The sequence below is a fragment of the Pseudomonas sp. 3MA1 genome (assembly GCF_029237275.1).
GTDB lineage: Bacteria > Pseudomonadota > Gammaproteobacteria > Pseudomonadales > Pseudomonadaceae > Aquipseudomonas > Aquipseudomonas fluorescens_AP.
The window spans coordinates 99,541-118,941 of record NZ_JAACFX010000011.1 but is presented as its reverse complement, the minus strand read 5'-3'; the positions used below and the strand labels follow the sequence as shown (position 1 = coordinate 118,941).

The window sequence follows — 19,401 nt, the reverse complement described above, 5'->3', positions numbered from 1 at the left end:
GTGTCGGAAGGATGGCCATGATCTGTTGACAGTTATAGTCCGGCAACCCGGTCAGCACCGTGACCGCCAGCTGTCAGCGCTGTCAGAAAAGTACGGCCCGGGCGCCGCGCCCCAGGTCAAAGATCGCGGGCGCACAGGTATACTGCCGGCCACCGCAGCCTGTCCCCTGGCGCGGATTATCTTTCTCCCCTGGAGCTTCCATGACTGCCCCTGCACAACCCGCAGCGGATGACGGCCTGAACGTCGATCCCGCGGCCGCCCCGGCCACTCCTGAATCCGAGGCCAAAGCGGCGATTCCGGCGTTCAAGTTTCCGTTCAAGCCGTCCGAGTTCGCCACGGCCAAGAATGCCCAGCAGCCCTGGTACAAGAACGGCGCCAGCAACGGTCACACCAAGACCCCTGGCGCCGCGCCGCCCGGCACCCGTCGCTCCATGGGCAAACGTTGATATCGCCGACAATCGCAGACATTGCCTTGATTTGCGCTTTTTAAGCGCAATGATGGCTAATTGCTTTAAACCTGAGCTGGATCAGTATTTGTGGCATCAGTGCGCTTAGAGTCAGCAGCCCTGCCGACTCCTCCTAACAATTACGAGCGCGCTTGCCATGAAGATCAACCTGCCGGTTACTGGGCGAAACGTGGACTTTGCCCCTGATGCGAACATCCTTTCGACCACCGATCTGACCAGCGCGATCACCTACGCCAATCCTGATTTCATCAAGATCAGCGGCTACACCCGCGAGGAACTGCTGGGTTCGCCGCACAACCTGCTGCGTCATCCAGACATGCCCTCCGCGGCGTTCGGCCATATGTGGCGCACCCTCAAGAGCGGCCGCTCGTGGATGGGCATGGTCAAGAACCGCTGCAAAAACGGCGACCACTACTGGGTCAGCGCCTACGTCACGCCGGTGACCCGCGACGGTCAGGCGGTGGAGTACCAATCGGTGCGCACCAAGCCCAGCGCGCAACAGATCGACGCCGCGGAGCGGGCCTATGCCCGGCTCAGGGAGGGCGGGCGTTCAGGCTGGAGCCTGCTGCCGGTGGTGAGCCTGCGCTTGCGCCTGTGGGCCGCCATCAGCGCCGGTTTTATCGGCTGCTTCGGGGTTTCAGCGTGGCTGCTGCCCGAGTCCTGGATGCTCCAGGGCGCGGTGATGGCCATGGGCTGGTGCCTGAGCCTGGTGGCGGTCGGTGTGCAAATGCGTCCGCTGGATCGCCTCGCCGAGCGCGCCCGGCAGATCGGCGACAACCCACTGAGCCAGGGCATCTACACCGGTCGTGCGGACGAGTTCGGCCGTATCGAGTTCGCCTTGCAGATGCTCGAAGCCCAGGTCGGAGCCGTGGTGGGGCGCATTGGTGACGCCTCCCAGCGCCTGGCCGGGCATGCCGCGGAGCTGGTGGAGCATCTGCACAGCAGTCATAACAGCACCCTGGAGCAGCAGGCGGAAACCGATCAGGTGGCCGCCGCCATTCATCAGATGGCCGCCAGCGTGGCCGAGGTTGCCACCCATGCCCAACAGGCATCGGTGGCGGCCGATCAGGCGGAAAGCGAAACCCGCGAAGGTCATCAACTGGTGGGCGAAAGCCGCAGCGCGGTGCTGCGCCTGGCCAGCGAGCTGGAGCGGGCCACCGAGGTCATCCATCAGCTGGAGGGCCACAGCACGGATATTTCCGGGGTGCTGGAGGTGATTCGCAGCATTGCCGAACAGACCAACCTGCTGGCCCTGAATGCGGCCATCGAGGCGGCGCGGGCCGGCGAGCAGGGGCGCGGTTTTGCCGTGGTGGCCGATGAGGTGCGTGGCCTGGCCCAGCGGACCCAGGATTCCACCAACGAGATCCAGCGCATGATCAGCACCCTGCAAAACGCCGCGCGCCATGCGGTGGAGGCCATGCAGCACAGCAGTGCGCATGTGGAAAGCAGCGTCGACCAGGCCCAGCGCGCGGCGGTGGCCCTGGACGGGATCAGCCAGCGGGTCAACCAGATCACCGAGATGAGCCTGCAGATTGCCGCGGCGGTGGAAGAGCAGAGCGCGGTCAGCGAGGACATCAACCGCAACATCATGGGCATCCGCCATGCCTGCGAGGTCACGGTCAATGCCGGCCAGCTCAGCCACGTCAATTCAGGCGACGTGGCCGGGCTGGCGGGTGATCTGCGCCAGCTGGCCCAGGAGTTCTGGCATAAGCGTGGCTAGGCCGCTGCGCGGATCGCCCGCCAGCCGGCGCCGTTGGTTCAGGCGGCGCGCAGGGAGATGAAGGCGTAGTCCTGGCCGGCAGTGCTGACCACCTGGGCACCGGCGGCCAGCACCTGGCTGGCGATGTCGTCGCCGGACAGGTGAAAGCGCCAAGGCTGGCTCGCGCTCTGCGGGGGAGCGGCGCGGACCTGGTCGATGGCGTCGGCCAGGGCGTTCATCTCGGGCAGGTAAGCAGTGAAACCGTCGCCCTTGAGAGCCGTGGTGCGTATCCCCAGCAAGGCGCAGATGGCTTCCTTGGTGTGGATGTCGTCACGGTCGGCCTGGCGCGAGCGCGCGATCAGCTCCGCCAGCTCCTGGTCCACCAGTTCTCCGCCGAGGATCAGTTGCGGGCCCTGTTCCCATGAGTGCGGCGGGCACTCCTTGGCCAGTGGGTTGAGCGGAATGTGCGGGTTGATTTCCATCGGATAGATGCGACACACCAGCGGTCGCCGCGCGTAGATGCGACAGCGCGACTCTTCGTCAAGATTCCGGCAGGGGCCGACGTTGTAGGCGGCGAAAGTGATCGCCACATAGGCCTCGGCGCTGCCACTGAGCACCCGGCAGGAACGGCGTTGCGCATGTTCGCGCTGCGCCACCGGCAGGCCCAGGCCATTGCCGAGAAAGGCTTCCACCAGGACGATCACCTGACCGCCGTCAGCCGCCCAGGCCCGGGCTTCCGTGAGGGTCAGGGGCACGTGGTGATCGCTGCAGCACTTGCCGCAACCAACGCAGGAAAACTGGGTGTTCATGGATCGGGGAACCCTTCTGGGGCGATGGGGATGGCGTCGAAAAAAACACGTCGGCGCGGCTGGAGCAGGGGCCAAGCAAGTTGCACGCCACCCTCCGCGGCTGGCGGCGTGGGTCGTGCCGGTGTTCAGGAACCCTGGGGCACGCGCTCGCGACGCAGGATCTGCATGCCGGCGCTTTCATACAAACGGCGGGCTCGCCGGTTGTCTTCCAGAACCCGCAGATCGACGAAGCCTTCCCGGCGTTCGGCGAACATCACGAAGGCCTGCTCCAGCAGGGCCCGGCCCACGCCCTGGCCACGGGCGCGGGGATGCACCACCAGATCCTTGATGTAGGCACTGGTCCAGCATTGGGCGACCCCGATCAGTCCGCTGGCATCGCGGGCCAGCAGACAGAGTTGCGGATCGTATTCGGCATCGTTCTCGAATGACTGGCGCCAGCGGTCCAGCGTCGGCACGCTGCCGCCGCCGTCCTGGTAGCCCAGGTGCATCAGCTGATGCACCTGGGCGGCCAGCTCGGGCTGGTAGTGCAGCACCGTGACCCCGGGCGGCCACTGCGGGACGGCCTGCGGGCGGGAGAGATCGCGACGCAGCAGCAGGCAGTGGATCTCGCTCATGGCTCAGGCCGCCTGGGTGGCGATGGTTTTGGCAGCGTCGATCAGGCAGCGGGTCAGTTCCGGCGAGGAGAACTTGGTGAGTACCGCATTGGCCCCGGCCAGACGCGCTTTTTCACTGTTCATGGCGCTGTCCAGGGAGGTGTGCAGCAACACGTAGAGGTGAGCGAAGTCCGGGGTTTCCCGCAGGGTCCGGGTCAGGGCGTAGCCGTCCATTTCCGACATCTCGATGTCCGAGACGATCAGGTTGATTTCGTTGGCCGTGCCCTGCAGTTCCAGCAGGCAGTCGATAGCCTCCTTGGCACTGCGGGCGGTGTGGCACTGCAGGCCGAGGTTGCGCAGGGTGTGCACCGATTGCTGCAGCGCCACCTGGCTGTCGTCCACCACCAGGATCCGCGCGTTGCCCAGGGCTTCGGCGTCTTCCATGCTCAGCTCGGTGGGCGCCATCTCGATCTGGGCCGGGGCAATGCCGTGGATCACCTTCTCGATGTCCAGCACCTGCACCAGGGTGCCGTCCACCTGGGTCACGCCGGTGATGTAGGACTTGATACCGCCGGAACCGAAGGGCGGCGGGCGGATATCGGTGGTCAGGCAATGCACGATCTTGCTCACCGCCTGCACGTGCAGGCCCTGCTTGGAGCGGCTGACGTCGGTGACGATCAGGCAGCCGCTGTCGGGGTCGGCCAGAGGGCGTTCGCCAATGGCCCGGCTCAGGTCGATCACCGACAGCGAGTTGCCGCGCAGGGTGGCGATGCCTTTCACATGGGGGTGGGATTCCGGCAGCTTGGTCAGCGGCGGGCAGGGAATGATTTCACTGACTTTAAGCAGGTTGATTGCCATCAGCTTGCCGCTGCGCAAGGTAAACAGCAGAAGCGAAAGCGAATCTGCGCGGGCTTTGTTGGAGGACATAAAAACCTTCTCTGAAAAAGTTGGCGTGTGGCTCGACCCACGCAACACCATTGATAACGGGTTATCGACGTATTCAGGGCAGGCTTTAGCGGTGTTCCTGCTTTCCGTCGGTGCAGGGCGGTGCAGTGGATCCGTGCTCTGCCCTTCGCTGGCAAGCCAGCTCCTGCGCCCAACCCTGGTGCCTAGCGCAGGCCCAGGCGCTTGGCCAGACGGCTGAGGTTGGCTCTGTCCAAGCCTAGCTCACGGGCGGCACTGGCCCAGTTGTGCTGGTGCCGTTCCAGGCAGGCGTTGATCAGTTGGCGTTGATAGTGCTCGGTGGCCTGGCGCAGGTCGCCATGGAGGGGCGCCGATGGGGCGGTGTCAAGGGTGGTGTCAAGGGTGCTGTCAAGGGTGCTGTCAAGGGTTAGCTCGGCGATGTCCGGCGCTTTCTCGCTGATCCGCGGCAGGTCCAGGTCGGCGGCATCCAGGCTGAGAATCCTCGGTCGTTCGCGGCGGTTGCCCAAGGCCTTGAGGGCGCTGCGGCCGATCAGGTGCTCCAGCTCGCGAACGTTGCCCGGCCAGTGGTAGCCCAGCAGCGCCTGCTGCGCATCGGCGCTCAGCCGCAGGCTGCCCAGGCCCATGCGCGAACGGTTCTGCTCAAGGAAGTAACCGCTGAGCAGCAGCACGTCCCGGCCCCGCTCGCGCAGGGCCGGCACCCGCAGCGGGTAGACGCTGAGGCGGTGGTAGAAGTCGGCGCGATAGCGTCCGCTGCGCACTTCTTCGGCCAGGTCGCGGTTGGTGGCGGCGATCAGGCGCACGTCCACCTGATGCTCCTTGTCCGAACCCAGGCGCTGCAATTGTCCGCTCTGCAATACCCGCAACAGTTTGGCCTGGACCGTGAGCGACAGTTCGCCCACCTCATCGAGAAACAGCGTGCCGCCATTGGCCAGCTCGAATTTGCCCCGCCGATCCTGGGTGGCGCCGGTGAAGGCGCCGCGCACGTGGCCGAACAGTTCGCTTTCCACCAGGGTGTCGGGCAGGGCCGCGCAGTTGAGGCTGATGATCGGCTGTTCGGCCCGGGGCGAGGCGGCGTGAATGGCCTGGGCCACCAACTCCTTGCCGACGCCGGTTTCACCGGTGATCAGTACCGTCAGGTCGCTGCCGCCCACCAGGCTGATTTCTTCCAGCAGGCGCTTGTGGGCCTTGCTCTGGCCGATCATCTCGCGGTTTTGTCCACTGGCCTGGCGATAGACCTCGGCCCGTTGATGCTCGTTTTCGGCCCGCAGCGCCAGGCGTTCGATGCGCTCGGCGGCACTGACGGTGGCCGCGGCGAGGCTGGCGAAGGCTTGCAGGGCGTCGAGCTCGATGGGCTCGAAACGCTGCGGGTCCAGGGCATCGAGGGTCAGCAGGCCCCAGGGCCGCTCATCGACGAACAGCGGGCAGCCCATGCAGTCATGCACTTCCAGGTGGTCGTCAAGACCGTCCACCAGGCCGTCATAGGGATCGGGCAGCTCACTGTCGCTGGCAAAACGGGTCGGGCCCGGGCTGGCGAGCAGGGCGGCAAAGCGTGGGTGCTCGCTGACCTTGAAGCGGCGGCCCAGGGTGTCGGTGCTCAGGCCGTCCACCGCCAACGGCACCAGCCATTCGCCATCCAGACGCAGCAGCGCGGCGGCGTCGCAGGGCAGCAGGGCGCGCAAGGCTTCCAGCAGGCGGCGGTAACGTTCGCCCTCGGGCAGTTCCCGGGACAGGTCGGTCACCAGGGGGAGCAGGGTCGTGAGCAGGGATTTTGCGGTCATAATGACTCCGTCTAGTCTTAATGACTATAAGTGCAATGCTGTCTTTATGACTAACTTAATTTTAAGTTGTTGATTTATATGAATTTTAATCTTGGCATGAAAACTGACTGGATAAGGGAAACCTGCAAGCAGTCATAAAGTCCAGGAGTTGTCCTTATGCTAAGCGTTCAAGATCGCGCCATCATCAAAGCCACTGTGCCCCTGCTGGAAAGCGGTGGCGAAGCCCTGATTACCCACTTCTACCGGATGATGCTGTCCGAGTACCCCGAGGTGCGCCCGCTGTTCAATCAGGCCCACCAGGCCAGTGGCGATCAGCCCCGCGCCCTGGCCAACGGGGTACTGATGTATGCCCGGCACATCGACCAGTTGGATCAACTGGGGGATCTGGTGGCCAAGATCATCAACAAGCATGTGGCCCTGCAGATCCTGCCGGAGCATTACCCCATTGTGGGGGGCTGCCTGTTGCGGGCCATTTCCGAAGTGCTGGGCAGCGAGATTGCCACTCCTGAAGTGATCGCTGCCTGGGGCGCGGCCTATAACCAGTTGGCGGATATCCTGATCGGTGCCGAGTCGGCGATCTACGAGCAGAAGGCCCAGGCTCCGGGCGGCTGGCGCGGCGCGCGGGCATTCAAGCTGGTGCAGAAGGTGCAGGAGAGCGCGGAAATCACTTCCTTGCATTTGGAGCCGCTGGATCAGGGGCCGATCCTCGCCGCCGAGCCGGGCCAGTACATCGGCTTGCAGCTGTTCATTGACGGGCAGGAGGTGCGGCGCAACTACTCCCTGTCGGCACTTTCCAACCAGGGGCAGTACCGCATCAGCGTCAAGCGCGAACCCGGGGGCGTGGTGTCCAACTACCTGCACGACCAATGCGTGGTGGGCACGCGCATCATGCTGTTCCCGCCGGCCGGCGAGTTCACCTTGCAGCCCAGCGACAAGCCACTGGTGCTGATCAGTGGCGGCGTGGGCATCACCCCAACCCTGCCGATGCTGGAGGCGGCGCTGGCCACCGAGCGCCCGGTGCATTTCATCCACTGCGCGCGCAATGGCCAGGTGCATGCGTTCCGTGACTGGGTCGATGAACTGGCCCAGCGTTATCCACAGCTCAAGCGCTTCTACTGTTATGCCGAGGACGACGGCGTCAGCCCGGCGGCGGACAAACTGGGGCTGCTGACCCGGGAGCAGTTGGCCGACTGGTTGCCGCAGCAGCGAGATCTGGACGCCTACTTCCTCGGTCCCAAGGGCTTCATGGCGGCCATCAAGCGCCACCTCAAGGCCCTGGGCATTCCCGAGCAACAGAGCCGTTATGAGTTCTTCGGCCCGGCGGCGGCCCTGGAATAACCCAACCGTCGGCGCCTGCCAGCACAAGCCGGCCCTGCAACGGGGCTGGCTTGTTAATCCTTGCTTAACCTGCCTGACGTTAATTCCCCCCTCGATGCCGGGATGGCGCTGCCATGCCGGCCCTTTCATTCATGTGTCCCCCAGGCCCGTAAACCTTGGGTGTTGCCTGCGATGCCATGCATTCAAAGGTCATGATCAGCGTGTAGACTTCCGGGCACCCGATGGCAATCAGATCAACTTCGCAATTCAACCCGCGTGACAAGCACGGCCACGCCGGTTGAGCAGACAACAGAAAAAGGAATAGGGATGAGTGACGACAGACTGCGTTTAGGACGTGAACGGCGCTTCCTGGTACTGCTGGGGATTATCTGCCTGGCGCTGATCGGCGGGGCCCTGTACCTGCAGGTGGTGCTGGGCGAGGCGCCTTGCCCGCTGTGTATCCTGCAACGCTATGCCTTGCTGCTGATCGCTCTGTTCGCCTTTATCGGGGCGGCCCTGAGTTCGCGACGTGCGGTGACGGTGATGGAGACCCTGGTGGTCATCAGCGCCATCGCGGGGGCCGGGGTGGCCGGGCACCATGTGTACACCCAGTTCTATCCGGCGGTGAGCTGCGGCATCGATGTGCTGCAGCCCTTTGTCGACAGTCTGCCGCTGGCGAGCATCTTTCCCCTGGTCTTCCAGGTGGACGGTTTCTGCTCCACGCCCTATCCGCCGATCCTGGGCCTGTCCCTGGCGCAATGGGCACTGCTGGCGTTCGTGCTGACGGTGATCCTGGTGCCCCTGGGCGTGGTTCGCAACCGCAAGAAAACCTACTGATTCACCCGGAAAAGCCCCGGTCCCTCAACAGGGGCCGGGGCTTTTTCATGTCGCTCATCCAGCGCTTGAAAAGTCCGTGATGTGCAGCAAGGGAAGGGGCGGTAAAAGTGCGACATGTTGTCACACTGTCGCGGTCGCACAGGGCCGGAGGGAGGCCGATAACAGACTGCTGAGCGGGCTGTCGGTTCCCCTGAAGTCTGTCATTTTGTGTAAATCGCCAGGCTGGGTTAAATCCATAGCCTGCTATCTATACAACTCTTCACAAAGCCCGTTTTACGGGGGTTGAAGCCCCATCCAAGGCGGCTTTCAGCGGCTTGTTCAGCCGGTTGAAAGGGGGCGTTGGGAGTCTCTTTTGCGGCTTTTTATTGAGAATGAAAATCGATATAGTTGCGATCCATCGCAATAATCGTGAGGGATTGTTGCGCCCCGGGATAAAAATTATTTCGGGATAAGACATGGTTTATGAAACGCGACATATCTACAATCGCACGCACTGAATTTCCGACGCTGCTCATCCCTGAGCACACGAGGACGGTCGAGGGGCGGATTGAGCGCTCCGTGCGACTGCGGGTGTCGGCGCCTTCCAAACTTCCGCACCAAATGGAATTGGTCTGTAACAAGGCCTTTGACCACGAGATCGAATAAGAACCACTGCTAGCCCGGGATGTGTCGTTGAGCGTTTAACGCAACGGGCAGGCCCTTATTCAATTGAAGAAAAATGCCAACCCTTGGCAGGGTGAAGTGTTGGCGATCAAAACCCAACTGCATTGCGCAAGCTGCTTTAGAGGTCGTGAGATGAGTAAAAACAGGTACCCCAGATTACTAGGCTTATTGCCGCTGCTCGGCATGTTAATGCTGGGAGGCTGCAAATGGACCTTGCTTGATCCCAAAGGTCAGGTTGGTCTGGATGAACGAAACCTGATCATCACGGCAACCATTCTGATGCTGCTGGTGGTTGTGCCGGTCATTCTCATGACCTTCGCCTTCGCCTGGAAATATCGCGCCTCGAACAAGGACGCGACCTACGCGCCGAAGTGGTCCCACTCCACCAAGATCGAGATCGCGGTGTGGCTGGTTCCGGTGCTGATCATCATTGCCCTGGGTTATGTCACCTACAAGTCGACCCACGCCCTGGACCCTTATCGCCCGATCGAATCCGACGTCAAGCCGGTCACCATCGAGGTGGTGGCCATGGACTGGAAGTGGCTGTTCATCTACCCCGACCAGGGCATCGCCACCGTCAACAAGATCGTGTTCCCGGCCCATACCCCGGTGAACTTCCGTGTCACCTCCGACACCGTGATGAACTCGTTCTTCATCCCGGGCCTGGGCGGCCAGATCTACGCCATGGCGGGCATGACCACCAAGCTGCACCTGATTGCCAACCAGAACACCGAACTTGAAGGTATCTCCGCCAACTACAGCGGCGCGGGTTTCACCGGCATGAAGTTCAAAGCGATCGCTACCAGTCAGGAAGATTTCGACGCCTGGGTAAACGAAGTCAAGAAGGCACCTAAACAGCTGGATACCGCTGAATACGAAGCCCTTTCCAAGCCGAGCCAGAACAATCCTGTCGAGCTCTACTCCGCTTACGCGCCAAACCTGTTCCAGACCGTCATCGACAAGTATGAAGGCATGAAACCGGGCAAGCCGCTCAAGCACGAGAAGAAAGAAAAGGAAGTGGCCGCAACCGAAGGGATGGACGTGAGTTCGCATTCAGCTGCCGGGGCAGAGGAGTAAACGATGTTTGGTAAATTAAGTCTGGAAGCGATACCGTTCCACGAGCCGATCGTCATGGTGACCGTTGCCATGATTCTGCTCGGTGGTCTGGCGCTGTTCGCGGCAATCACCTACTTCAAGAAGTGGACCTACCTGTGGACCGAGTGGCTGACGTCCGTCGACCACAAGAAAATCGGTGTGATGTACATCATCGTCGCCATGGTCATGCTGCTGCGTGGCTTCGCCGACGCCATCATGATGCGTACCCAGCTGGCCATGGCCACCGAGGGTTCGCCTGGCTACCTGCCGCCTGAACACTATGACCAGATCTTCACCGCCCACGGTGTGATCATGATCATCTTCATGGCGATGCCTTTCTTCACCGGCCTGATGAACCTGGTCGTGCCGCTGCAGATCGGCGCGCGTGACGTGGCCTATCCGTTCCTCAACTCCCTGAGCTTCTGGCTGCTGGTATCGGGCGTGGTGCTGATCAACCTGTCCCTGGGCGTTGGCGAATTCGCCAAGACCGGCTGGGTTGCCTATCCGCCGCTTTCGGGCCTGCAATACAGTCCGGGCGTGGGTGTGGACTACTACATCTGGGCGCTGCAGCTATCGGGTCTGGGGACAACGCTGACGGGGGTCAACTTCCTGGCCACCGTGCTGAAAATGCGTACCCCTGGCATGAAGATGATGGACATGCCGATCTTCACCTGGACCTGCACCTGGGCCAACGTGCTGATCGTGGCTTCGTTCCCGATCCTCACCGCCACCCTGGCACTGCTGACGCTTGACCGTTACATGGATTTCCACATTTTCACCAATGAACTTGGTGGCAATCCAATGATGTACGTGAACCTGTTCTGGGCCTGGGGTCACCCCGAGGTGTACATCCTGATCCTGCCGGCGTTCGGTATCTTCTCCGAAGTGATCTCGACCTTCTCCGGCAAGCGCCTGTTCGGCCACCACTCGATGATCTACGCCTCCGGCGCGATCTCGATCCTTGGCTTCATGGTCTGGCTGCACCACTTCTTCACCATGGGTTCGGGGGCCAGCGTCAACGCCTTCTTCGGCCTGGCGACCATGCTGATCTCGATTCCGACCGGGGTGAAGCTGTTCAACTGGCTGTTCACCATCTATCACGGCCGTCTGCGCATCACCAGCCAGGTTCTGTGGACCCTGGGCTTCATGGTGACCTTCGCCATCGGCGGCATGACCGGCGTACTGCTGGCCATCCCGGGTGCGGACTTCGTGCTGCACAACAGCCTGTTCGTGATCGCGCACTTCCACAACGTGATCATCGGCGGCGCGGTATTTGGCTACATCGCCGGCTTCAGCTTCTACTTCCCGAAAGCCTTCGGCTTCAAGCTGCATGAAGGTTGGGGCAAGGCTGCGTTCTGGTTCTGGATCTCGGGCTTCTTCGTTGCCTTCATGCCGCTCTACGCACTGGGCTTCATGGGCATGACCCGTCGTCTGAACGCCACCACCAACCCTGAGTGGGTGCCATACCTGTACGTGGCCATGGTGGGTGCGCTGATGATCGCCGTGGGCATCGCCTGCCAGCTGATCCAGCTGTACGTCAGCGTGCGTGACCGCAAGCAGAACATGTGTGTGTCCGGCGACCCTTGGAACGCCCACACCCTGGAATGGTCGACTTCGTCGCCTCCGCCGTTCTACAACTTCGCGGTACTGCCGAAAGCCGAAGGCATCGACCCGTTCACCGAAGCCAAGGAAAACGGCACTGCCTACGCGCAGCCTGGCCGCTACCAGCCGATCCACATGCCCAACAACACCGCTACCGGTGTGGTCATGGGGGCTCTGCTGACCGTGTTCGGTTTCGCCATGATCTGGCACATCTGGTGGCTGGCCATCGCAAGCCTGGCCGGCACCGTGATCTATTTCGCGATCCACGCTGCCCGTGATGATCAAGGCTACATGGTGCCGGTCGAGACGATCGAACGCATCGAAGCCGAGCAGCACAAGCGTCTGGTATCGGAGAACAAGATCCCGGCTACCCGTGTTGAAACCTCGTTGGAACAGGCTTAATCCATGTCGAACTTAGTGACCAATGCTGGACACGCCCATGTCGATGACCATGGGCACGATGACCATCACCACGACTCGGGCGAGATGACCGTATTCGGTTTCTGGCTCTACCTGATGACCGACTGCATTCTGTTTGCGTCGATCTTCGCGGTATACGCGGTACTGGTTAACAACGTAGCGGGTGGCCCGTCGGGCCACGACATCTTCGAACTGCCTTACGTACTGGGCGAAACCGCTCTGCTGCTGTTCAGTTCGATCACCTACGGCTTCGCCATGCTGGCGTTCTTCCGGGGCAACAAGAAGCAGGTACTGGGCTGGCTGGCCATGACCTTCCTGTTCGGCCTGGGCTTCATCGGCATGGAGATCAACGAGTTCCACCTGCTGATCTCCGAAGGTTACGGCCCTAGCCGTTCCGGCTTCCTGTCCGGGTTCTTCACCCTGGTCGGCACCCACGGTCTGCACGTGACCAGCGGTCTGATCTGGATGGCGATCATGATGTATCAGGTGCAGAAAAACGGCCTGACGGCGACCAACAAGACCCGTCTGAGCTGCCTGAGCCTGTTCTGGCACTTCCTGGACGTGGTGTGGATCTGCGTATTCACCGTTGTTTACCTGATGGGGACTATGTAAATGGCCAACACACACTCCCACGACGAAGCCGGTCACGGCAGCGTCAAGTCCTACGCCATCGGCTTCATCCTGTCGGTCATCCTGACACTGATCCCGTTCGGCCTGGTGATGTACCCGTCGTTGCCTAAAGACGTGACCCTGTGGATCGTCCTGGCGTTCGCGGTCATCCAGGTGATCGTTCACCTGGTGTACTTCCTCCATCTGGACCGTTCCGCGGCGCAGCGTAACAACGTCATCGCGTTTATTTTCGCGGCGCTGGTCATTGTTCTGCTGGTTGGTCTGTCGTTGTGGATCATGTTCAGCATCCACACCGTCATGATGGCCAAGTGAGGTAAACCCGATGTCGCTCAAGCACTTTATCCAAATCACCAAACCGGGGATCATTTTCGGTAACGTGCTTTCTGTGGCAGGCGGGTTTTTCCTGGCCTCGAAAGGGCATGTCGATCTGGCCATTTTCCTGGCCGCCATGATCGGCACCTCGCTGGTGGTAGCCTCCGGTTGCGTGTTCAACAACTGCATCGACCGTGACATCGACCTGAAGATGGAGCGCACCAAGAACCGCGTGCTGGTCCAGGGCCTGATCTCCCTGGAAGCGGCCCTGGTCTATGCCTCCCTCCTCGGGATCGCCGGCGTCGCCCTGCTGTACTACGTGGCCAACCCGTTGGCCGCGTTGTTCGCGGTAATCGGCTTTGTCATCTACGTCGGCCTGTACAGCCTGTACCTCAAGCGCAAGTCGGTTCACGGCACGCTGGTGGGCAGTCTGTCCGGGGCCATGCCGCCGGTGATCGGTTATGTGGCTGTGAGCAACACCTTCGACATGGCCGCGCTGACCCTGCTGGTGATGTTCAGCCTGTGGCAGATGCCGCATTCCTACGCCATCGCAATCTTCCGCTTCAACGATTACCTGGCCGCATCGATTCCGGTGCTGCCGGTAAAACGCGGGATTCGCGTGGCCAAGAAGCACATCCTGCTCTACATCCTGGCGTTCCTGGTGGCGACCCTGATGCTGACCTTCAGCGGTTACGCCGGCATGAGCTACCTGGCGGTAGCGGCGGCGATGGGCATGTACTGGCTGTACATGGCCTGGACCGGCTACAAGGCGGTGGATGACACCGTGTGGGCGCGCAAGCTGTTCGTGTTCTCGATCTTCACCATCACCGCGCTGAGCGTGATGATGTCGGTGGATTTCAAGGCCCCGACCGAGTTGTTGCTGACCTACGCACACTAAGCTGTCCAGGCCACAGAAAAGCCCCGCCTTCGTAAGGAGCGCGGGGCTTTTTACATACGTGAACGAGTAACTCATTCTGGGTGACGATTAAGGTTTACGCTGCCGCGCTTTTCATCGCCACTGTCGCAAGGCCACCGGCGTTAAGGCTCAGGTAAATCCATTGCTTGTTGTTCTGCTACGTGCAACACGTCGCATCCGTCCTGCAACAACAAGGTGGCCACACTGGAGAAACGCATCAGATCGAGGTCGTCGGCGTTGCGGCGGGTCATGCCGGAGACACTGTCCAGCAGGTCGCGGGCAGCGCGGATGCGCAAGCCGGCGTAGGTCAGCAGATCAAGCAAGGGCGCTTGAGGGTTGATAAAGGCAACGGCGTGGTTGGTGGTGTTGGAAGAGGTGAAAGCTTGGTAATCCATTGGGTAACACTCCATCGTTTCGGGAGTTACCACCGTTCGCGGCCAAGCAAAGGAGGGTGTCAACTGTACGCGGGTTGGCCGACCGGGCCCGAAACATCCCGGCACACCCGAAGGTGTCCCACGCACAGTCGCCATAACACAAACGCGCAGGCGCAAAAAAAGCGCTTGCCTTTCGTTTGGTGAGCGCCTGTGCGTTACGGGAATGCTGACGGCCAAGTCAGGTCGCTGAATTGGCAGCGACGGGCGTCACTTTATGGATGCCAGTTCGTCACCGCAAGAGCCGTGTTTTTCCGAAATGTAAAAGCAGGACGTCCGTGAAACTGAGTGCGATACCTTGTCTGGAGCCACGTTTTCGCAGCGGGCATCGACTGTATTTCTCATCAATGAGTGGGCTCCCTCAGGCCTTCGCATATTGGGCTGTACAAGAGGACGTGACGCTGCAGCCACAGGCGAGCGTCGCGGGTTCAAATGCCATCGGGCGGCCATTATGGATCGCGCTGCCATCACCACCGGACACCAGGGCATAAGTACCCAGGTGGGTCGGGCAAAGGGCTTTATCGCCGAGCAGGCATTGGGCAATGCCATTCACCGGAAAGCCGCTGGCCTCAATCATGGCTCCCCCGCCTGAGTGATTGTCGCCCAAGCGGATTGCGCCTCGTCCGGACATGTTTGCCTCCTTTTCATTGAAGGTGTTGTCGTGTACCCATCGCTCACAACCCCGCCGGCAAAACCTGCGGATCACGCTGACGCACAACGGCCAGAAACTGCTCCAGCAACTCGTCGCGCTCGGTGACGGCGCCCGGCAGGCAAGTGATCGCGGCGTAAGGCGTCTTCATTAAGGGATGGTCGATTTCTTTGGGGTTAGGCAGGCCAAGCAAATCACGCAGACGCAAGACAGCGAGGATTTCGGTGGGGTGTACGGCCAAAAATTCAGAGCTGAATTCAAACTTTCCGCTGTCGCTTTCGCGTTCTGTCAGCGCGATGCGTTCCACGTGGGTATCGCAGGCCAGCAGTAGCGTAGATAGCAATACATCGGGGTCGGGATGGCGCCAGTGAGCGACCAGTTGCCCCCAAGCCACGTCACGGGGCAAGGCGTGCTTTTCAAGATCAAGGGGTTGACCCAGCCAGTCGCCGATAATGCTTAGACCGAAGGCGGCGTAGCGCAGAGTGGTGCCTAGGGGAAGGTCATGACCGTCACGAATGCCATAACCACCTTCAATACCGGCGAACAATATTTTATGAGCAGGTTGCACAAACTCCGACCGTCCCATTGCGATAGCACCTAACATCAGGTGAGTAACGCTGTCCAATCCGCCAATTATTTTTCGATTAGTGCCTTTCACGCTGTTTATATCAATTGTTTTCGCATACAACATACGTGTGAAGCCGAAAGCCATATGCAGGTTAGCCAAATTCCATTGGTTTCTCCCAGCTGCTAGAAGACTTTGATTGACCTCCTGCATTCCTAATGCAAATAGTCCGAAAACGCCATCAACAGCAGCCCTAACATCTCCCTGGCCTTCTAGGTATTCCTCAAAATCAGTTGTCGGAAAAGAACGCCCTGATGCCCATTCTTTTGTTCTACGTAGACTTTTCTCTAATCTACTCATAGTGCTCTTTGCCATTTTTTCACCACGTATTGAGTTGTAATCCGGAGCCCTCGCCAACCAGCTTGTTCAAGCCTCCTTGAGAGTCGAAGAATATCTGTGCGTGAAGGTATTCAATTTTTTCGTCGCGTTGCGCGCGCCTAATTGCTCTCATTTTATTATTCGCACTTGGGTCAACTTCTGCCATTTTTTCGGGAGTCCACCCCTTTTGTTTTTGTTCTATAGTTTCCATTAGTTTTTCTATTTTCTTCGCCCCACCATCTTTTTGCGTCTTATTAAACCCCGACGTTTTTATTCCCCCCAGCGTCGCTTTGACTTCGATCACCAGCAACGTATCTTCGGTAAAGTTCAAGGTCTTGGTCGGCGCCGTACCTTTGACTCCATCAATAAAATGCCGCTCGGCATCGGTAGGGACCCGTACGGTGATCGAGGGCGGTGGCGGTACCCAAACCAGCATGTCAAGGCCATGGCCCATCTTGTTCGACAAGCCGAAGCGGTTGGGGACTTGGGCGTTGTCGCTGTAGCCAAGAATGCGTTTGGGCGGCACACCCCACTTTTCGATCAGTGCTGCGACATCTGCATTCACAACCCCACTGGTAAAACCTGAGGATCGCGCTGACGTACAACAGCCAGAAACTGCTCCAGCAATTTGTCGCGCTCGGTGACGGCCCCCGGCAGGCAAGTGATCGCGGCATAAGGCGTCTTCATCAAGGGGTGGTCGATTTCTTTGGGATTAGGCAGGCCAAGCAAATCACGCAGACACAAGACAGCGAGGATTTCGGTGGGATGAACAGCCAGGAAAACCGAACCGAATTCAAACTTTCCGCTGTCATCCTCGCGCTCGGTCAAGGCAATGCGCTCGACGTGGGTATCGCAAGCCAGCAGTAGCGCAGGTAGCAGCACTTCGGGATCGGGATTGCGCCAGTTGGCCACCAATTGTCCCCAGGCCAGGTCACGGGGTAGGGCGTGTTTTTCCAGATCGAGGGGTTGGCCCAGCCAGTCGCCGATAATGCTCAGGCCGAAGGCGGCGTAGCGCAGGGTGGAACTGAGGGGTAAGTTGTGACCATTGCGGATGCCATAACCTTCTTCAATGCCAGCAAACAACACCTCATGATAGGGTTTGACAAGTTCGGGGCGCCCCGTTGCAATAGCACCTAGCATCAGATGAGTGGCACCATCTAGATCGCCAGCTGATTCACGATTAGTACCTTTCAATCTTTTTATATCGATTGTTTCCGCATACAACATGCGTGCAAAACCATAGGCCATATGTCGGCTGGCTAAATGTGATTGTCCTGCGCGAGCAGCCAGTAGGCTTTGTTGTATTTCTTGCATTCCTAATACAAACAATCCCGATAATCCACTTACAGCCAAGCCAATATTTCCAAGACCTTCAAGATACTCCTCAAAAGATATTGTGGGTAAAGAGCCTCCAGATGCCCATTTATTTACTTTGCGCAGGCTTTCATCCAATCTATCTATAGTGTTTTTTGCCATTTTTTCACCACGTATTGAGTTGTAAGCCGGAGCCTTCTCCAACTAGTTTGTTTAACGCCCCCTGCGAGTCGAAGAAGACTTGTGCATGGAAGTACTCAAGCCTTCCATTTATTAGGGCACTATCAATGGCTAAAATTTTTTCTGTGTAATTTGGATCCATTTCCGCCATTTTTTCAGGTGTCCATCCTTCTCGGGTCAACTGAATTTTCTTTCTCAATTCCTTCATTTTTTGCACCCCACCATCCTTCTGCGTCTTATTAAACCCCGACGTCTTTATCCCCCCCAGCGTCGCTTTGACTTCAATCACCAGCAACGTATCTTCGGTAAAGTTCAAGGTCTTGGTCGGCGCCGTACCTTTGACTCCATCAATAAAATGCCGCTCGGCATCGGTAGGGACGCGTACGGTGATCGAGGGCGGTGGTGGCACCCACACCAGCATGTCGAGTCCATGGCCCATCTTGTTCGACAAGCCGAAGCGGTTGGGGACTTGGGCGTTGTCGCTGTAGCCAAGAATGCGTTTGGGCTGCACGCCCCATTTTTCGATCAGGGCCGCAGCAAAGGCTTCCTCTCCGGCATCACCGACGATCTTGCCGACTCTGCCCACCACCTTGAGGCTGCCGCAGTGTTGCACGATCAACATGGTGAGTCGGTTGCGCAAGGTGTTGGACATGACCGCGTAGTTGGCTTTGCCCATGGGGGAGCTGTAGCCAACCTGGCTGCTGTTGGTGTCCAGCGAGGGGCGGTCGAACCAGTCGCCGCCGCCCGTCTGGTGATCGCTGTTCCTGGCGCTGTAGCCACCTTCGCGCTTGCTGCCGCGCAGTTCGATGGCCAGGGGCTCTGCCGAGGTGTGGCCGCCCAGGCGCTTGCGTTGCTCCTCGCTCAGGACCTGGACATTGAGTGCGGCCGAGGCTGGAGCGTCGCGGCGTATCTTGCGCAAGATCCAACGCGCCCCGCCAAAGGCCGCGGGGGTCAACATGACCAGGTTGATGAACATGAACACCTGACGTCCGCGCTCTGCGCCATCCTTGGGGTCGGCAAGCTGTCCCAGGCTGGCGAAGAGCTTTTCCCCAACGTCGATGTTTTCACCGGTGATCAGCTTGGTGCTGCCGCTGCCGATGGCATTCAAGGCCAGCGCCGTGTCTATGGCGGCGATGGTGTAGCGAATGGCCTTGTAGCCTCCGAACAGACCGCGGGTCGCGATACCCACCACCGGAATCAAGGCCAGGACGCCAAAGACGATCTCGGTAACGGCGAAGACCTTCATCCAGGTCTTGTCGATGTCCTTGGCTCGCTGCAGGTGCCGGGCCAGATCCTCGGCCGCTTTGGCCGGGTCGTACTGACCGCTGATAGTCCAGTTGAAACTGGGCAGCGCAGAGCGTTCTGCCATAGGCACCGATGGCTCGGTCGTCGGCACAGCGGGCACTGGTAAAGGTCCAGAAATAGATCCGCTGATCATGGAAGACGAAGTTGCCATTGCCGCAAGCGATGTTCGGCGGCGTTGGACGGATGCCGAGGACTTGCGCCCAGAAGTGCGGGGTGACGTAGTCCTCGGTGTCCATCTCGTCGTCCAGGCAGACGAACTCGTAACCCTTGGCTGCGACAAAGGCATAGAGCTCGGCCAGATAGGCATCGCCACGGGTCGCTCCCAGGCTGTCGATGACCTGCAACAAGTAGGCATCCCGGAAGTTCTGAACCTTGTCCTTAATCCACGGGTTGCGGGTAAACCAGTCGCTGGTGGCCGCCTTCTCGTGGGACGGGATGCCTAACAGCAGGTCCGCATCTCGGGGCCCCGATGGGCCGTTGAGGGCGAATGGAACCCCCAGTTCGGTGCAAGCTGCGC

The 19,401-nt window shown here is 60.0% G+C and carries 20 protein-coding genes and 1 pseudogene; 10 read left to right on the top strand and 11 right to left on the bottom strand.

The annotated features are described in order from the left end of the window. Positions 1-200 precede the first annotated feature (200 nt). Complete coding sequence (locus GWQ44_RS25350) at positions 201-446, top strand: hypothetical protein (RefSeq protein ID WP_275928519.1); 246 nt, start codon at positions 201-203, stop codon at positions 444-446. Between the two features lie 157 nt (positions 447-603). Beyond that, the gene (locus GWQ44_RS25345; RefSeq protein ID WP_047306004.1) at positions 604-2,187 is read left to right on the top strand and encodes a PAS domain-containing methyl-accepting chemotaxis protein; all 1,584 of its coding nucleotides are present in this window, start codon (positions 604-606) and stop codon (positions 2,185-2,187) included. Between the two features lie 38 nt (positions 2,188-2,225). Here the strand turns inward: GWQ44_RS25345 and GWQ44_RS25340 are convergent, their stop codons facing one another. From GWQ44_RS25340 to norR, 4 genes are all read right to left on the bottom strand, one after another. Continuing rightward, entirely contained in the window at positions 2,226-2,975 is a 750-nt protein-coding gene (locus tag GWQ44_RS25340; protein ID WP_275928518.1) for a YkgJ family cysteine cluster protein, read from the bottom strand. A gap of 125 nt (positions 2,976-3,100) precedes the next feature. After that, on the bottom strand, positions 3,101-3,589 hold the full coding sequence (locus GWQ44_RS25335) for an N-acetyltransferase (protein WP_103740496.1): 489 nt from the start codon (positions 3,587-3,589) through the stop codon (positions 3,101-3,103). Between the two features lie 3 nt (positions 3,590-3,592). Next, a complete protein-coding gene (locus GWQ44_RS25330; protein WP_047306001.1) occupies positions 3,593-4,495 on the bottom strand; it encodes a chemotaxis protein in 903 nt (300 codons plus the stop codon). A 182-nt stretch (positions 4,496-4,677) separates the two neighbouring features. Next, a complete protein-coding gene (norR, locus tag GWQ44_RS25325; protein WP_275928517.1) occupies positions 4,678-6,270 on the bottom strand; it encodes a nitric oxide reductase transcriptional regulator NorR in 1,593 nt (530 codons plus the stop codon). A gap of 156 nt (positions 6,271-6,426) precedes the next feature. Here norR and hmpA point away from each other — a divergent pair, with 156 nt between their 5' ends. Then, positions 6,427-7,608, top strand: coding sequence for an NO-inducible flavohemoprotein (hmpA, locus tag GWQ44_RS25320; RefSeq protein ID WP_275928516.1), 1,182 nt, complete (start codon positions 6,427-6,429; stop codon positions 7,606-7,608). 306 nt (positions 7,609-7,914) lie between these two features. Further along, positions 7,915-8,424, top strand: coding sequence for a disulfide bond formation protein B (locus GWQ44_RS25315; protein WP_275928515.1), 510 nt, complete (start codon positions 7,915-7,917; stop codon positions 8,422-8,424). Between the two features lie 573 nt (positions 8,425-8,997). On the opposite strand, the pseudogene GWQ44_RS30820 reads toward GWQ44_RS25315, so the two are convergent. Next, positions 8,998-9,192, bottom strand: a pseudogene (locus GWQ44_RS30820) (hypothetical protein); the annotation flags it as partial. A gap of 27 nt (positions 9,193-9,219) precedes the next feature. Between GWQ44_RS30820 and cyoA the strand changes: the two are divergent. Genes cyoA through cyoE form a run of 5 tightly spaced genes read left to right on the top strand, consistent with a single transcriptional unit; the run spans position 9,220 to position 14,044 of the window. Further along, the gene (gene cyoA, locus GWQ44_RS25310; protein ID WP_016964599.1) at positions 9,220-10,164 is read left to right on the top strand and encodes a ubiquinol oxidase subunit II; all 945 of its coding nucleotides are present in this window, start codon (positions 9,220-9,222) and stop codon (positions 10,162-10,164) included. Positions 10,165-10,167: 3 nt separating this feature from the next. Then, entirely contained in the window at positions 10,168-12,186 is a 2,019-nt protein-coding gene (gene cyoB, locus GWQ44_RS25305; RefSeq protein ID WP_016964600.1) for a cytochrome o ubiquinol oxidase subunit I, read from the top strand. 3 nt (positions 12,187-12,189) lie between these two features. Continuing rightward, a complete protein-coding gene (locus GWQ44_RS25300; protein WP_011063285.1) occupies positions 12,190-12,816 on the top strand; it encodes a cytochrome o ubiquinol oxidase subunit III in 627 nt (208 codons plus the stop codon). Continuing rightward, on the top strand, positions 12,817-13,146 hold the full coding sequence (gene cyoD / locus GWQ44_RS25295) for a cytochrome o ubiquinol oxidase subunit IV (protein WP_016964601.1): 330 nt from the start codon (positions 12,817-12,819) through the stop codon (positions 13,144-13,146). 10 nt (positions 13,147-13,156) lie between these two features. Continuing rightward, positions 13,157-14,044, top strand: a complete 888-nt coding sequence (cyoE, locus tag GWQ44_RS25290; protein ID WP_016964602.1) for a heme o synthase — start codon at positions 13,157-13,159, stop codon at positions 14,042-14,044. Positions 14,045-14,184: 140 nt separating this feature from the next. On the opposite strand, the gene GWQ44_RS25285 is transcribed toward cyoE, so the two are convergent. The 6 genes from GWQ44_RS25285 to GWQ44_RS25260 all read right to left on the bottom strand — a co-directional run bounded on the left by GWQ44_RS25285 (position 14,185) and on the right by GWQ44_RS25260 (position 18,948). Next, positions 14,185-14,457 carry a hypothetical protein gene (locus GWQ44_RS25285; RefSeq protein ID WP_103740492.1) on the bottom strand — a complete coding sequence of 91 codons (273 nt, stop codon included), beginning with the start codon at positions 14,455-14,457 and terminating at the stop codon, positions 14,185-14,187. 397 nt (positions 14,458-14,854) lie between these two features. Then, positions 14,855-15,124: a PAAR domain-containing protein gene (locus GWQ44_RS25280; RefSeq protein WP_179599925.1), complete on the bottom strand. Its 270-nt coding sequence runs from the start codon at positions 15,122-15,124 to the stop codon at positions 14,855-14,857. Between the two features lie 43 nt (positions 15,125-15,167). Continuing rightward, a complete protein-coding gene (locus tag GWQ44_RS25275; protein ID WP_241774772.1) occupies positions 15,168-16,067 on the bottom strand; it encodes a hypothetical protein in 900 nt (299 codons plus the stop codon). 19 nt (positions 16,068-16,086) lie between these two features. Continuing rightward, positions 16,087-16,650 (bottom strand): hypothetical protein, encoded by a 564-nt coding sequence (locus GWQ44_RS25270; RefSeq protein ID WP_275928514.1) that lies wholly within the window; start codon positions 16,648-16,650, stop codon positions 16,087-16,089. After that, on the bottom strand, positions 16,647-17,561 hold the full coding sequence (locus GWQ44_RS25265) for a hypothetical protein (protein ID WP_275928513.1): 915 nt from the start codon (positions 17,559-17,561) through the stop codon (positions 16,647-16,649). Before GWQ44_RS25265 ends, GWQ44_RS25270 begins: the two co-directional genes overlap by 4 nt. A 4-nt stretch (positions 17,562-17,565) precedes the next feature. After that, positions 17,566-18,948 (bottom strand): hypothetical protein, encoded by a 1,383-nt coding sequence (locus GWQ44_RS25260; RefSeq protein WP_275928512.1) that lies wholly within the window; start codon positions 18,946-18,948, stop codon positions 17,566-17,568. Positions 18,949-19,015: 67 nt separating this feature from the next. Here GWQ44_RS25260 and GWQ44_RS25255 point away from each other — a divergent pair, with 67 nt between their 5' ends. Further along, on the top strand, positions 19,016-19,327 hold the full coding sequence (locus GWQ44_RS25255; RefSeq protein ID WP_275928511.1) for a hypothetical protein: 312 nt from the start codon (positions 19,016-19,018) through the stop codon (positions 19,325-19,327). The last annotated feature ends 74 nt before the right edge of the window (positions 19,328-19,401 follow it).